This is a genomic window from Snuella lapsa, assembly GCF_039539345.1.
In the GTDB taxonomy this organism is placed as follows: Bacteria; Bacteroidota; Bacteroidia; order Flavobacteriales; family Flavobacteriaceae; genus Snuella; species Snuella lapsa.
The window spans coordinates 1-16199 of sequence record NZ_BAABCY010000022.1 but is presented as its reverse complement, the minus strand read 5'-3'; the positions used below and the strand labels follow the sequence as shown (position 1 = coordinate 16199).

Annotated in this window: 12 protein-coding genes; 3 read left to right on the top strand and 9 right to left on the bottom strand. The window is 38.4% G+C overall.

Going from position 1 to position 16199, the window contains the following annotated elements; translation table 11 throughout:
- Positions 1 to 91: 91 nt before the first annotated feature.
- Positions 92 to 1783 carry a histidinol-phosphatase HisJ family protein gene (locus ABD792_RS04135; RefSeq protein WP_345004539.1) on the bottom strand — a complete coding sequence of 564 codons (1692 nt, stop codon included), beginning with the start codon at positions 1781 to 1783 and terminating at the stop codon, positions 92 to 94.
- 286 nt (positions 1784 to 2069) lie between these two features.
- Here ABD792_RS04135 and ABD792_RS04130 point away from each other — a divergent pair, with 286 nt between their 5' ends.
- Positions 2070 to 3122, top strand: coding sequence for a Gfo/Idh/MocA family oxidoreductase (locus ABD792_RS04130; protein ID WP_345004538.1), 1053 nt, complete (start codon positions 2070 to 2072; stop codon positions 3120 to 3122).
- A 56-nt stretch (positions 3123 to 3178) separates the two neighbouring features.
- Here the strand turns inward: ABD792_RS04130 and ABD792_RS04125 are convergent, their stop codons facing one another.
- Complete coding sequence (locus tag ABD792_RS04125; RefSeq protein ID WP_345004536.1) at positions 3179 to 4495, bottom strand: voltage-gated chloride channel family protein; 1317 nt, start codon at positions 4493 to 4495, stop codon at positions 3179 to 3181.
- A gap of 244 nt (positions 4496 to 4739) precedes the next feature.
- Between ABD792_RS04125 and ABD792_RS04120 the strand changes: the two genes are divergently transcribed.
- The gene (locus ABD792_RS04120; RefSeq protein ID WP_345004535.1) at positions 4740 to 5132 is read left to right on the top strand and encodes a hypothetical protein; all 393 of its coding nucleotides are present in this window, start codon (positions 4740 to 4742) and stop codon (positions 5130 to 5132) included.
- A gap of 409 nt (positions 5133 to 5541) precedes the next feature.
- On the opposite strand, the gene ABD792_RS04115 is transcribed toward ABD792_RS04120, so the two are convergent.
- The 7 genes from ABD792_RS04115 to ABD792_RS04085 all read right to left on the bottom strand — a co-directional run bounded on the left by ABD792_RS04115 (position 5542) and on the right by ABD792_RS04085 (position 15232).
- Positions 5542 to 5970, bottom strand: a complete 429-nt coding sequence (locus tag ABD792_RS04115) for an FKBP-type peptidyl-prolyl cis-trans isomerase (RefSeq protein WP_345004534.1) — start codon at positions 5968 to 5970, stop codon at positions 5542 to 5544.
- Between the two features lie 404 nt (positions 5971 to 6374).
- Positions 6375 to 7211 (bottom strand): GIY-YIG nuclease family protein, encoded by an 837-nt coding sequence (locus ABD792_RS04110; RefSeq protein WP_345004533.1) that lies wholly within the window; start codon positions 7209 to 7211, stop codon positions 6375 to 6377.
- A 1-nt stretch (position 7212) separates the two neighbouring features.
- The gene (locus ABD792_RS04105) at positions 7213 to 8574 is read right to left on the bottom strand and encodes a restriction endonuclease subunit S (RefSeq protein WP_345004532.1); all 1362 of its coding nucleotides are present in this window, start codon (positions 8572 to 8574) and stop codon (positions 7213 to 7215) included.
- A 1-nt stretch (position 8575) separates the two neighbouring features.
- Positions 8576 to 10036, bottom strand: coding sequence for a class I SAM-dependent DNA methyltransferase (locus ABD792_RS04100; RefSeq protein WP_345004531.1), 1461 nt, complete (start codon positions 10034 to 10036; stop codon positions 8576 to 8578).
- 130 nt (positions 10037 to 10166) lie between these two features.
- Positions 10167 to 10508 (bottom strand): endonuclease domain-containing protein, encoded by a 342-nt coding sequence (locus ABD792_RS04095; protein WP_345004530.1) that lies wholly within the window; start codon positions 10506 to 10508, stop codon positions 10167 to 10169.
- A gap of 49 nt (positions 10509 to 10557) precedes the next feature.
- A complete protein-coding gene (hsdR, locus tag ABD792_RS04090; RefSeq protein ID WP_345004529.1) occupies positions 10558 to 13773 on the bottom strand; it encodes a type I restriction-modification system endonuclease in 3216 nt (1071 codons plus the stop codon).
- A gap of 715 nt (positions 13774 to 14488) precedes the next feature.
- Positions 14489 to 15232 carry a hypothetical protein gene (locus ABD792_RS04085; RefSeq protein WP_345004528.1) on the bottom strand — a complete coding sequence of 248 codons (744 nt, stop codon included), beginning with the start codon at positions 15230 to 15232 and terminating at the stop codon, positions 14489 to 14491.
- 367 nt (positions 15233 to 15599) lie between these two features.
- Here ABD792_RS04085 and ABD792_RS04080 point away from each other — a divergent pair, with 367 nt between their 5' ends.
- Positions 15600 to 16136 (top strand): M48 family metallopeptidase, encoded by a 537-nt coding sequence (locus ABD792_RS04080; protein ID WP_345004527.1) that lies wholly within the window; start codon positions 15600 to 15602, stop codon positions 16134 to 16136.
- Positions 16137 to 16199: the final 63 nt, after the last annotated feature.

Sequence of the window (16199 nt, the reverse complement as noted above, 5' to 3'; positions counted from 1 at the left end):
AATAAGTAACAAACATAAAAATTCCTTTAGACCAACATCCCAAAAAAAGCAGTTGATTTAAAGGAATTTACAGATTGGTTGGCAAAAATAATTACATACTATGAAACTCAATTAAATTCGCCTCATAATACTGTTCCCCCAACTTAGACAATAAATCTTTAATCACATTACTATCTCCATCAATAGCTACAGCAGAATATCCTATATTGTTTAGACGTCCCAATCTAAGGTCAATAATATTAATGTGCTTTGAAGCCAAAGCAGAAAGTAATATTAGTAAAACACCAGGAGCATTATGATGCTTTGTTAAGATTACTTTCTCTCCCAGAACCAAATTCAGAGCCACACCGTCCATCTCAAGTAAATACACCCCTTCCCTATTATAATTGGGCAACTCAGCGTTTTCTTGATAGATTAATTTACTAAAAAGTCCAGCATCCGTTCCATTGGCAAAATCTATGGCACTTTTCACTTTTTCCTTATCACCTCCTTCTATGGATATAAAGGCCACTGCCGTACCATCATTGTTTGATTTTAATCGAGCTGTTTCAACATTTATACCTTCGGAGGCCAAAGTGTTAAACAATGAGGATATAACACCTGGTTTGTCCAAATGCTCTGAAAATAAACCGTTTACTTTATCACACGCATTTTCTGGTATCTCATTAGTAACCGTAATTGATTTGCCCCATTTCCTGATTCGGATGGCATTATATTCCCCCATACCAGTAGCGTTCCTATAGATGTCTACAAACTCAGAAAAGGAACCTCCAAAAGAAAAATCAGGAATAATTCGCCTTTGGTCGTTTTCAAACCGTTGATTCAACAATTCAATTCCCTTATTTAAAACAGTGTATTTAACTTTTAGATCGTGATCGTCAAAAATAGTACGGTTTTCAGGAATTAATTTTGAATAACTCACATAACTCTCATAACCAGCCTCTTGGATATATTCTAAGCTTTCTTTAAAATTGAGTCCATAATACCTTACATGGTGCGTATCAGTTCCCACACATACAGGAATTTGAAGCGCATTAGCTCTTCTTAAAATATTTTGTGTAGGATAAACACCAACACCCTTAAACTTACCCGCCATGTTAACATCTAACGAAAGATTACGGTCTGCTATAAGCTCTAATAAGGTTCTGAATTTATTGGCTAAAGGATGTGAACTGGTTTCAAAATTCACCAAAGCTTCAGGCATATCTACATTTAACTTAGGCAAATCTATATGTCCTATTATTTGGATCATATCACCAAAACACTCAATCATTTGGATCATTTCATTAAAATAGCCATCCCAATAAGCTTCCAAACTCCCCCTTAACTTCAACAACTCAAGGGCTTCCTCTTTTGTTCCATCATAAGGTAAGCCTTCTGGAGCAAAATGAACCGAACCAATTACATAATCGGCCTCTTCTGCCTGAAATATTTTCGATCGACTCCACTGCAATCCCAAATCAGGCCCCATCCATTCCAATTCAACGCCATACTTAATATTAATGCGACCTGCATATTTTTCACGTAAGTTAGCTATACGTTTAGGGTAATTTAAATATGATCTGTTACCTCTAATAAATTTTACATTCGTATCCCTTTCCGCAACATAGCGAAAACTCGTTAAACGGGGCGAATGAATTATAAAGGTAATGCTAGGGTGGTTTGCCTCAATGGCCTTATCTATAATATCTTCCAATTTATCAATACCATGTTTTACATGATCCTGTTCCGTACCCGCATGAATACCGTGGGTTTCCCAAATAAATTCGTTGAGCTTTCTCATCAATCTATGCACTATAAATTATACGTTTAGTGTTTCAAATTTAACCATTGCAACATAAATATTGCTCTATTGTTTGTTTGTTTTCAATATATTTCAAAAACCTTCATTTATTATCTCATAAAACACCCAAAATAAGTCCAAATATTATTAATTTAATAAAATAGTACCTATTAAAAACACCTAGTCGTAGTCGACGAATTATATTATATTTACCCATCTAGCATTTTGGACTAAACCAGTTTCAAAATGTCAGTTCGAATTATACATATTAAAAAGAGTGAACCATATGCAACCAATCAATACAGCCTTATGCTCTTACGGAATGAGCGGAAAGGTGTTTCATGCACCATTCATTTCAGTAAACCCCAATTTTAATTTATACGGTGTTTTAGAACGAACAAAAAATCTGGCGCAAGAGCACTATCCTAACATAAAAACGTTTCGCTCCTTAGAAGATATCCTGGCCGATGAGTCCATTGAATTAGTTGTTGTCAACACACCCAACATTACACATTATGAGTTTTCCAAAAAGGTTATAAGCGTGGGCAAACACTTGGTTGTAGAAAAACCATTTACAACCACGGTTTCGGAAGCCAAAGAATTAATACAACTGGCTAAAACCAAAAACGTAACCATTTCTGTATATCATAACAGGCGTTATGACAGCGATTTCAAGACCGTACAAAGCATCTTAAATGACGGCTGCCTAGGCGACATCGTAGAAGCCGAATTCCATTACGATCGTTACAATCCGGGGCTTAGTTATAAAACCCATAAAGAACTCCCCACACCCGGTGTGGGGAGTTTATACGATTTGGGATCCCACTTAATCGATCAAGCCATACAGTTTTTTGGTTTACCCCATGCCGTACAAGCCGACTTAGATGCTTACAGGCCTAATTCAAAAGTAAACGACTATTTCGATTTAAAACTATTTTACCCGACACATCGAGTTATACTAAAATCAAGTTATTATGTTAGAGAGCCCCTCCCAGGAAACATTTTACACGGAAAAAAAGGTTCCTTTATAAAATCCAAAGCAGATATCCAGGAAGCAGAGCTCATTGCTGGAAACATGCCCGGAACACCCGAATGGGGAATCGTTCCCGATGAAGAAAAAGGACTCTTACATACCGAAAAAGACGGCAGGGTTATAAAAGAATACATTCCAACCGCCAGAGGCAACTATATGGATTATTACAACGGCATCTATGAAGCTCTAAGAAATAATAAACCCCTACCCGTAAGCGCCGAAGAAGGCATGCTGGTGATAAAAGTGATTGAAGCTGCCTTAAAAAGCCATAGCGAACAAAAACGAATCAACCTAAACAATAGTTAAGCCAACACCCTTTGTTTTATACAAAGGAATAATCGAAAAAAGACAAACACCTAAAACTATAAATGCTTCCCTCGGCTATTACGCTTATTTTTAACATCAGAAAGTGGTAAGCCCTTTTCACGCATATAGACATTATGCTTAGGGCTTCCTATAATTTGTGAAGAGTATACCCCAGAGTGGCCAGAAAACAAATATGCCGTACAACAAGCCAAAGCCATAAAAACACCAGACTCAATACCAAAAAGTTCAATCCCCATAATAGTACAAGCAATAGGTGTGTTGGTTGCCCCCGCAAAAACAGCAACAAACCCCATCCCAGCCAATAAACCCATAGGCAAAGGAATAAACCATATTAACACATTCCCTAAGGTCGCACCAATAAAAAATAAAGGCGTAACCTCCCCCCCCTTAAAACCTGCCCCCAAGGTAAACGAGGTAAATAAAATCTTTAAAATGAAGTCATAAGAATTCAACTGTTCATTAAAAGCATCCAGAATAGTCGGAATCCCCAATCCTATATATTTTGTGGTTCCCATGAGATAGATTACAACAGCCAACACCACACCACCAATTACCGGACGAAGTGGCGGGTACTTTATTCTCGAGTTAAACAGGTCGCTCCAAAAATGAGTTGACTTAGAAAACAACATAGCCACAAGACCAAAAATGATTCCTGCCAATACAGCCCATAAAAGATTTACTGGTGTCATATTGGCTACAGATGCAATATGGTAATGCGTATGCCCTACATTCCAAACATCACAAAAATAGTCAGCAAATACAGCAGCCAAAAAACTCGGAACAACAGCTTCCAACCTTATGCGTCCCAACACCATTACCTCAAGAGCAAAAATACCACCCGCCAAAGGTGTTCCAAAAACAGAAGCAAAACCAGCACTTATACCAGCAATTAACACAACCCTTCGGTCACGCTTAGAAAGTTTAAAAAGCTTTGTAAATCTGTCTGCAATAGCACCACCAACTTGAACAGCAGTACCCTCTCGCCCAGCCGAGCCCCCGAAAAGATGTGTTAAAACCGTTCCAAAAAGCACTAAGGGAGCCATTCGAAATGGTATAATCTTTTTCGGTGAATGAAATTCCTCTAGCAATAAATTGTTTCCTTTAACAACACTATTACCATATAAATAATACGACAAACCGATAATAAAACCACCTATTGGCAACAAAGCGATGATCCATAAATGCGATTCACGCCAATTAGTTGCCCATTCTAAACTTAAAAGAAAAAAAGCCGACACACTACCCGTGATAGCCCCTAAGAGCAAACAAATAAAAATCCACTTAATAAGGTAAAACAACGATGGAACCTGTTCCAATGACAATAAGTAGTTTTTAATTTTCGTTAAATCCATAATGCCCCAAAGCGATTAGTCCCACTTTATATTTGTAAAGACCAAACAAATGTAAGTCAAAAACTTTAAAAACGTAAGCCTACCCATTATTTCTAAAAGGTCACTCCTTAAAACCAACCTATTTAAAAGGTACTAAAAACAGACTTCCAAAGACCTCTATACAACAAGATTACAATTCCTTAACATTCCCAAAACAGCTATACCTCTAAAAACCAATACTTTTAAAGCTTTAAAACCAATCTAAGTGCAACCAAAACCAACTATGGATCTTAAAAATACAGAAACCTTCCTAAAAATGTTCGACTACAAGTATGAAATACATAACCAAATCCTTATTGTTAACCTGAACTTTTCTCAAAAAGTATTGATTGACGTTTCCGATCCTAAAAACCCTGTTTTTACCCATAGACTAACAGCCTGGAACTTTCTATCCGGAATGGTAAGTACCTCCGTTAAAAGAGCATTATTCTTTTACCTAATTATTGGAAGTACCTGGAGTACATACCTAGCTGTCTACAAACAAGAAACCGGTATTTACGTACTTTTTGCCATCATGCTGTGGGGAATCCTATGGTCTTTATTTTACTTTCACAAATTTCAAAATTTAAAAGACTTTTTGGTTAATTGGAAGAATTAATGGGAATTTCAGGATAGCATAACTTAATCTTCCCGAGCGAGCACAGCGAAGCGAACCCGACTGCGACAGGCAGGGAATCCCTCATCCTCAAAATAACAGATAACTATAATAGATGAATTCCTGTCTGCACAGGAATGACAAACAATAGTAATTGAAAAGCACCGTTCCTAATCTTTTAACTTGAAACCCCTCCCCCCCTTCTTCGGACTTCTAGCTTCCAACTCTCCTCTATCATTCCTAGCGAAACAAACCTACCTAGCGACAGACAGAGAATCTCATTCTTTAAAATCAACAGGTGCTTCAGTCGCCCCCCCTTCTAAACAACACACACCAATCAGGAACTATTACATTCACAAAAAAAACCTGAACATATATTCAGGTTTCTTATTTACTATTCTAAAACAACTTCTTACTTTATTTCAATCAATTCAAGATCAAAGATAAGATCCTGTCCTGCTAGCGGATGATTAGCATCCACTATAATATGGTTGTCATGAACCTCTGCAACACGAAACTGGACTTCTGTACCATCTGGATTTTTAGAAGCTAATCCCATACCCACTTCTGGAGTCATCTCTGGAGGTAGCTGCTCTTTGTTCACTTCATAAAATAATTCCTGACGCACCTCACCATAAGCTTCTCCTACAGGAATGTTAACCGTTTTCTTCTCATTAACCTCCATGTCCAATACGCCTTTTTCAAACCCAGGAATAAGCATCCCTTGACCTAAGGTAAATTCTAAAGGATCTCTACCCTCAGAACTGTCAAAAATCTGGCCGTTGGTTAATTTTCCCGTGTAATGCACCCGTACAGTATCATTCGCTTTTACTTGACTCATAACTAATTGTATTTTCTAGTTTTTATTATACCTGCAAAACTATCATTTTAAATAGGGGCTACCAGTTTTTACACAATAAATTATACATATTAAGGCAGATTAACGAAAAAAGTGCATTATAACGAATCCTTCATATGAACAACATTTTGGTTTCGAGGCGAGCTTCAGAATAGTTAAATGGAGATATACAGTAAGATATAGATAAAATAACCGAGCATTACCCTTCCAGTTCCTTAATACGCCGTTCCAATAAGGCCTTAAGCTCTTTTGACGAAGGGGTGTTTTTGGATAACGCATATGCCATGGTTAAAAAGCTCGAAACAAAATACCATTAAAGAAAAAATGAAGAGATTGTTTAAATTTCACCCTAGTAGACAAAACTAACTACTTGCCAGCATACTGAATTAGTTTCGCTTTAACGCATCCAGGGTTACCCCCTGCTTATTTTTCCATTCTTTCCACCCATTGGCAGATCGAGCTAAAATGGTCGCTGCGGCTGCACTAGGAGAATTAAAAATATAATCTTGTTGCAAAACCAAGACATCATTTTCTTGTTTAAGAATATCTTCTTCTACAAGTCTGTTTCTTAAAATACCAATCCATTTATTCATGCCTTTTGTAGGCTCCAAATTGCAAATACCATCCTTGTAAACTAAAAAACCATCATCGGTAAGTTCCCCGGTGGCTTTAGCATCTTTACCCTGACAATAAAATAGTTCTTTGGCACTTTTAGCTTTTCGTTTGTCTTCAAAAATGGGGTACCCTAAAGTCGCTAAAAGCATTTTAGCCGTTTCAAAATTGTCTAACAAATCATATTCTCTACTTTCTGAAATCGAAGGTTTATTGGAGCCGCCATCGTTTTCAATAACATATCTACCTATTTCTTTAGCCTTAACCAAACTATGGTATTCAAGGTATTTACCGTCTGTTTTGGTATATTCATCTGTTTTGGTGGAAACAATAACACAATGGGTCCAGAAATCCTTATTGCGGTTGTGGGATTGAATGCGTTTAAAACAATCTTCGCCTTCCCCTATATAAACTAAAGGCTTAGCCCCATCTTCCGTATTACCAAACAAAAAATATACACCCGTATAATGGACCATCTCACGTTTGGCTACCTCCTGTATTTTATTTCTGGGAAATAAAATGGCTTTTACCAACCTGTTTGTTAACTCGGCTTCACGAATACTGGTTGGGGAACCGTCTGGTAAAAATATTTGTATGGTTTGTGGTTTCATTTTATAACGTTTTTTCAGTCCTCGCTTTCCTTTTAGGCTTCCCCTCCCCCTTCAACTTCTCAATCTCACTTAACAACTCTCTGGCATCACCGTCACTTTCTAATTGAGGCACTAACTCCCCCTTAAACGCTTTATGTAAAATGGCTTGTGGTAAACTGACTATTTTGGCTTTAAGGCCTTGGTATTGGGCTTCTACAGCATCTGCTTTAGCAAATAAGCTTTCTACACGGTTGACAATTTCTTGTTGTTCTTCTAAAGAGGGAACAGGTACTGGAATTTGGTTTAATCCCTTTTGATTTATTTTAGGCAGAACACTTCTTTCTCCTGCTGTTGTAGCATAAGACAAAAACAATCCGGATAGCATGTAGTAATAGAGATATTTTATATTTAAATTAGTCTCAATTGGGTACATATCAGCGCTACATAAACCTTCAAAATCTACTATTGTAAGTTTAGATAAATATGGACGTATTTTAGAATATATAATTGCACCTGATTGAAACAAATGCTTAGGGCTTTTTGGTTTTATTTCATTAACTAATGGTTTATTAATTAGTTGACCTGTCATTGCTTTAATGTTGTCAGGTGCAATAAGTGGATAATCCCAATAATCATCGGGTGAAACCAAATTAGATTTAATAAAAGATGTTGATTGAAAGGATAATACACACCACTCTTCTGGAAGTTTTACTTTAAAATCTCTTACATTATATTCCTCTTTGATTTCTTTAAATGAATTTTCCAATTCCTTCCCCTCTCTCCAAGCCTCAGTCAACTTCCCTGTTACCGCTTGGGAAAGCACTTGTTGTTTAAAATTAGCTAAGAGCTGTGGAATACGCTCCAGACTTTGTTTCATTTGGTCTAGCTGCCCAAACAACACATCTAACTTGGCTACAATGCGTTCCTGTTCTGGTAGTGGTGGGAGTGAAATTTTATGAGCTTTTATAACTGTTTGAGATATATTTGGTTGAGCTCCGCCCTTACCTTTGTCTATAAAATTTTGTTTTTGGGATTTTAGGTATAGATGTAAGAATCTATTCATTCCCAAGTATGGTTTAGCCACAGCACAAGCTTGATTTGTTGCCGCGTCAATTCCAAATATTCCCGTTTTTCCAATAGTAGCTCCATACATTGCAATTCCCACTGAATCCTTTGGGAAAATCTTTGCACTAGAGTTATTAATTCCTTCTTGGGTTAAATATTCGGATACCTCAGTAACAATTCCATCATTAAGATCTCCTGTTTTAATCCAAGGTATATCCCCTCCATAGTAACTGGAAATACCTTTTTTGGGTGTTCCTCCTGAAGACCATTCTGCAATCTCACCTAACGTAGTCTCGACCCATGTTTTTGGCAGCCCCATACTATTGCAATTCCTTTATCATGGCTTCCAATTGCGCCGTTATACTTTTAAGCTCTTCCATGGCTTCTTTTGCAATAGCTATAGGTTCGCCTAAATCCTCCCCATTACTAATACTATCATCCGCTATCAAGCCCAAATCCAAACTATCATTCTTTTTGGCTATGGCTTCACGAGTTAAGTATTGCCAACGTTCGTCCTTAATCGTTAAACGCTTGTCGTGATCTATAGCACCATCGTAATCTTGATCTACATTTTTCGCAGTTATACCTCCTGTATAGGCTTTAATAAAATCGGTAAAAGCGGCTTCGGTAAACGGGGTGCGTTTTCCATAGTTAGGGACATTGGTACGCATATCGTAAAACCAAACCCCTTTGGTATTATTGGTTTCCGTTTTTCCACGCGTAAAGAACAGCACATTGGTTTTGACGCCTGCGGCATAAAAAATACCAGTAGGCAAACGCAAAATAGTATGCAGATTACATTTGTTCATTAAATCCTGCCGTATGCGCTGTCCATCACCATCTTCAAACAAGACGTTATCCGGCAATACTACCGCCGCACGAGCTTCACCATTCTTTTTTAAGCTCCGGTAAATATGCTGTAAAAAGTTAAGCTGCTTGTTACTGGATAAAAATGTTAAATCGTCACGGGTAGGCTTTTCGCCGCCTTTTTTGGTGCCAAAAGGCGGGTTAGCCAATACGCCGTCAAAGTTTTTAAGCGTTTTACCAAAATCGGTAAGGGTATCGCCTAAATAGATGGTGCTTTCCATCCCGTGTAGTCGGGCATTCATCAAGGCCAATCGATGGGCATCACTTACCAATTCCACCCCACTAAAAGCCTCTTCCTCCTGGAATTTTAATTGTTTGGCATCCAGCTTATAATAGTTATCGGTTTTATCGCGTAAGTATTTATCAGCAGAGATCATAAATCCAAAGGTCCCCGCGGCAGGATCGTTCCAACGTTCCCCTAATTTAGGTACGACTAAATCGACCATCACGTTAATCAGCGGTCTGGGGGTAAAATATTGCCCGGCCCCACTCTTCTTTTCACCTGCATTTTTCTCTAACAGACTCTCGTAAATATCACCCATCACATCACGATCGTCCTGCTCGTACCAGTCAATCTTATCGATGGCCTGTACCAACGTATTAAAGTTTACAGGCTTGCGTAAACTGGTAGAGGCATTCGTGTAGATTTCCTTAATACTCTCACTGGAAGTCTCATTACTGACTTCGGCCAAAAACTTACGGTAACGCACAAAGGCTTCGTTGTTATCGTGCTCTTCTACAAAACCTCTCCAACGGTATTCTTCTGGAATATGCGCTTCAAAGTCTTTAACTTCCGAAAGTTTCAAAAACAGGATATAGGTTAATTCGTTTAAATATTGATGGTACGTAACACCGTCATCTCTTAATACATTACATAAATTCCACAGCTTATTTGCAATTTCTTCTGCACTCATCTTTCTAATTTCTAATATGTTGTCTCTTATAATACACTCTTAAAATTGTCCCCTTGAGGGGGCCTTAGGGGTGTCCATTCCCCAAATATTACCCCAACGCCAATCATTGCTCCCGCATCGCATCAACCACTTACTGGAGCGCTAAAATAACACTAAACATGTCTTGTTTTACCTCCCTGTCCTGAAATCTCACAAACCGAACACCTAAAGATTCCAAAATCCCCTGGCGCTTAGCATCATAACGATATTTAAAATCATGACTACGTCCATCAACCTCAATAGCCAATTGCAATTCATGACAATAAAAATCTACAATAAATGCATTCAGGGGCACCTGTCTGTGAAATTGCACGCCCAAGGCCCTGCCTTTAATCTTTTGCCAGAGTAACACCTCTCCCAGCGTACTGTTGTTACGCAGCTCCCGGGCATAGGCCTTCAATTTAGGATTATAGGGTATTATTTTGTTTCGCATACGTTTTATCACATCCCCCTAGCCCCCTTCAAAGAGGAATCTACTTGGACTAAGAAGCCGAATATAAGTTTTCATTTAATGAGATAATAATAGCGTCCAGTTTATTATCAAATATTTTATTTAAGCGGTTATAACCACCATCGCGGTTAAAAGGCGCTTCATCAAGATCCGGAATTTGTAAAATGGTTTCTTTCAGTAACTGAAGTTCAAAACGCTCAATCCATTTTAATTGTATTTTATTCCAGTCCTGCATATTGCGTATTTTATCTACCGCTCTTTTAATACGATCTTCATGATTTTCTAAATGGGCATCAAGAGCCATAGTACGTACGAAAGACACAATATCGGCCGCGATATCTTCATTTTTCATTTGCTTCCATGCGGTGTTTAAGCCAATATTGGTGTAGCCTTCCGCATCCAGTTTCATTTTAAGTTCTTTTAACGACGCACGATCCAGTTCCGAAGGCCGCGTACAAAGAATGTTAATAGCTGCTATGGTATTTCGGTTGTCCCGAATAAAGGTTTTAAAGCCCTCAATATAGTCCTCAGGTTTTGAAGCCTTCCCATAGCCGCGCTCCATACCGCGATACGCGTCGGTATGCTCGGACACTAATTGCACTTTGGGCCTAAAGATTTTCTTATCTAAAAATTGCCACAAGCTACTATAATCGGTAATCACATTTCTAATGTTTCCGGCAGAAAGGTCTTTAAGCATGTCTATAAAGGCTTCAGGACTATTACCATTAGCGTGGTAACTGAACTCCTCTAGACTATGTTCTTCCAAGGCACCTTTTTTGCGTTGTAGTTTGGCAATAATCTGCTCAAGTTGCCGCACTTCCCGTTCCGGTTTATTGATGTGATTGAACTCTTCTATCAACTTTGTAAAACTGATACTCGGGTTGGAAACCGTCTGCATTTGAGTGTAATCTTCTAAAGCCTCATAAACCCTTACCGCATCGTAAATTCTAAAAAATTCTTTATTAATATCATCGCATAAACGCGTAGCACGCCCCAGCATTTGCTCAAAAAGAATACGTGAACGCACGCGACGCAAAAACACCAGATTCGTAATTTGAGGCACATCGATACCCGTAGTCAGTAAGTCGACCGTTACCGCAATGGTCGGGAATTTCTCGTTTTTAAAACGTTTGGTTAGTTCATCAGGATCGTAAGCATTCCCTGTGATTTTTTCAATCGTTCCCTGGGCTACGTCGTAACCAATATTGGCATATTCCTCTCTAAGAAGATTTACAATCATATCGGCATGACTATTGCGAACGGCAAATACCAAGGTCTTTTCATCCTCTTCGGGATCAATTTCCTTTACCAATTGCTTGATGACCTCTCTATTAAAAGGTTCGGTAATCACCATTTTATTGAATTGCTCGATTTCAATACGCAATTCATCTTCCAGCTCCGATAATTCTTCTATGGTGTTTGTTTCCGGATCATACACTTTTGGTTTCTCTCCTTTTTCCCAAACAATACCTTCTTCGCTTAGTTTGGTTTTAATGAGATAAGGTGGCTCATGGTCTATTAAATAGCCATCAATAACCGCTTCCCGGTAAGAATAGCTATGGACCGGTTTTCCAAAAATTTCGGAAGTGTGTAAGGCTGGTGTGGCCGTTAAACCAATAATATACGCATCGAAATAGTCAATCACGCGTTTATACTGACTCACATAATCATTTTCATCCTTAAAATGCAAGTCGTCTTCGTCAATTTCCTTATCCAGATTATAGCCTCTATGAGCTTCATCGATAATGATACAATCATACGTATCGATTGACAAGGGGTCGTCAGAATAAAACAAGCGTTTCACCATACTTTGTACGGTAGCAAAATGCAGGCGGGTCTCGTTATCGGGATTAGACACCGTAGTATCTTCCATTTTATAAATCCCGGCAAACGTTTGTAGGTTTTCAATACGCGTATCGTTAAAACTAGCCGTGGCTTGTTTAGACAATAAACGTCTATCCGTAAGGAATAAAATACGCTTAAATCGATCGGACTTAATAAAGCGATAGGTTAATCCTAAAACCGTTCTGGTTTTCCCCGTCCCGGTAGCCATCACCAAAAGCGAGCGTTTATCGTTTGGTTGCGTTTTAATTTTATTCTCAATGGCCTTGATAGCATCTATTTGATAGTAGCGTAACCCCAGACCACTCTTGTTTTTCAGGTATTCATAATCACTTTGTGACAGGCGTTCATTGGCTTCCTGAATATTGCGTTTATAGAGTGCTTCTAAGCCTTCTGGCGAGTGCCAACCTCTTAAGGCTTGAGGCGCATTGGTTTTGTGTCTAACATCTAAAAACCAAATGCCACTCTTGGTTTTTAATTGCTCTAAATACGGACGCCCATTCGTTGAAAACAAAAAAGGCGCTTTATAGCTGTGCCATTCACCCAGCAATTCACAGGACGCTGAGCCGTTAAGTTTTGAGGCATATATTTTAGACTGACGTAAATCGGTTGAAATATCGGTAGCATATTTTTTGGCCTCCACAATACCATAAAGCTTTGTACCTATAAACAACGCATAGTCGGCCCATTTACCATCACAAGGCCATTCCGCTATGGCAATTGTTCGTCCTTTTTCCGGTAAAGTTTTGTGGCTTTTAAAATTCAGGGTTTCGGTGTCACATTCCCAGCCTACTTGTCGCAACTGTTCATCAATAAGAACTCTGGTCTCTTTTTCGGACTTATCTATGTTTCGGGAACTTTGATACGAACGTTCCTTACGTTGCCGAATAACGTCCTTGTTAGCGTTTAGCGCTGCTATTTTTTCTTTATAACTTACAACCTCCTTCGAAAGGCGCTCCAGTTCAATGTTCAAAGACGCTATGTCCGGTTGCTGCGCTTCTTCCGGAAGCTTATAGCTTTTATCTTCTACAATATCATCTTCATAAGTTTCATAAAACCACCAGGCCAATTGAAAACATTTTTTTAATATGTATAAAGCTTCCTGAGGGCTCCCACTCCCATTATGGCTTGCTTTGTTACCGGATTTTCTAATAACATGCAACAAATCGTTCACCGCATCAGGAATATAATTACCATAAAAAAGCTGATTGATGCGACTTATCTGTGTGCCTTGAAACGCCTCTAATCCTTCAAACTCCCAAACTAATGCACTAAGTTTTTCCGAAAACAAACGTGATTTACTAATAGAAGAGCTAGGGTCAATAGCAAGTAGTTTTTCAGATAACTCACTGATTGCAAACAACTCCGGATAGCTATCTTTTAAAAACGAAAAGCTTGAGGTCATTATGTAGGTAATGGGTTTTATTTATTTAGCTTTTAAATATACTCTTTTTGTAAGAATAGTCAATACTTATGGTTTCAAAATTCACAAAAATATTTTATTCGTTTAATCAGAATCCTCTAGGAATATTTACAATTATCACAAACCACAACAGTCAACCAATCCCCGTTTCTTTTAACCATCCAAACTTCAAACGTCACAACCCCATCACCACATAACTCCATAACTCCATCACTTCATAACCTCTAACTTCAAACTTTAAACTTTAAACTCCAATACTTCTAACTCCTAACTCCTAACTCCTAACTCCATAACCCCATCACCACATAACTCCATAACCTAATCACTCCATAACTCCATCACTTCATAACCTCTAACTTCAAACTTTAAACTCCAATACTTCTAACTTCTAACTCCTAACTCCTAACTCCATAACCTCATCACTCCATAACTCCATCTCTTCATAACCTCTAAATTCAAACTTTAAACTCCAATACTTCTAACTTCTAACTCCTAACTCCTAACTCCATAACCTCATAACCCCATAACTCCATAACCTCATAACCTCTAACTTCAAACTTTAAACTCCAATACTTCTAACTCCTAACTCCATAACCTCATCACTCCATAACACCATCACTCCATAACCTCATAACCCCATAACTCCATCACTTCATCACTTCATAACTCCATAACAGCATTACCAAACAACCAACAACTAACAACCAACAACTAACCCAACACCCGTCTGGTCCTTTAGCATATAAAGTTCACCATCTACCTCCTGGTAAAAACGCACCCCGGTAACCGCCAGGCAAGTACCAATACCTGTGGGTAGCGTGGAAGGCTCCAAATACAAACCGCCCCCACTATAATTGCGGTCTAGAACAAGGGACGAAGCCAAATGCAAGTCATAGTCCAAAGTCTCAAAATTAAAATCCAAAACACCATATAAAAGCTCCACATGCGTAGCCCCCGGGAGAAAAGCAACCTTGGAAATATTAAAATCCAGGATGGTTAAGGTGTAGTTGGAAGCATCATAAACAAATTTAAAGGGCAATACCGTAGTAATGTCACAGGCCGGTGTATAATCAAATTGTTGTAATAACAAAGTCCCCTCGGCCGTATCAACACCCGAACCAACCCTGCGCTGGCCGCGCGCGTGCACCCCGTCCAGATCCTTTAACCCCAAAAACAAGCGCATTAAATAACTGTGAAAAGAACTAAACTTAACCCCCTGATAAAACGGACGTAAAGCCTGGCGAAACACCTTATTGACCTGAGAACAATGCGCAAATTCGCTGGCATTCTCGCGTACCCGTTGCATACTGCCTTTACTTTTTATAGCCTTAGAATTAAAGCCACCACCCGCTTTACGAGCCACTGGCTTGCCCTTCAGATAATAAAAATTAATACCTCCTAGTGTCCCTACAAAGGGCGTAATACCTTTTTGCTTTGCCATAACGTAATATATTAAACCACAGGCCGGCAATTATTGCACATGGCCCTGTTACATAACGTTACAATATAGGTACTTAGTACTTATAGCATGCTTATAGCGTGGTTATAGCGTGCTTATAGTATGCAAATAGTAAGTATGAAGTTAGAGACAAGTAGTAAATACAATACCTAATAAAGTAAACCTCCTCGGTGCAAGTACGCAAGACATTTACAGGAAATCATTCTTTAATTTCGAGGTAAGCACGGGAGCATTTAAATGACGATTATCAAGTAAGAATAATATTATTATTTTATAATTCACTTATGTATATTTGAAAGGCGCATCGTACATACATTAATGCAATTACATATTTCAAAACCCATTACGTATGTATTTGGAACCTATTAACCAAAGCTTGTTTATGAAAATTAAAGACATAAAACTAACACCCGAGTTTAAAAAACAAACGACCAAAGCTATCGTTTCCATTATTTTCTTTGCTATTACCTACCTGCTTATCTTTTTAACAGTATGTGGTTTAACCGCACTATGCGTGTATGGCGGTATCATGCTTATTGCAAGCAAGCCCATGTTCTTTACCTTAGCATTAGGTATTGGCATGGCCAGCTTTGGAGGTCTGATACTTATTTTTCTATTGAAGTTTATTTTTAAATCACACAAAATAGACCGTACCCATCTACTGGAAATAACCCGGCAAGAAGAACCCCAACTTTTTAAACTAATAGAAGATATTGTAAACGAGGTTGGCACAAAATTTCCCAAAAAAGTATACCTGTCCACAGAAGTAAATGCTTCCGTTTTCTACGATTCGAGTTTTTGGAGCATGTTCTTTCCCGTTAAAAAGAACCTGCTAATAGGATTAGGCTTGGTAAACACCATTAGCCAGTCCGAACTTAAAACCTGAGTTCGACGTAAGAAAAGCGATTTTTTGGTATAGAAAAAGCAGAATATTTAGTATATTAAAGTG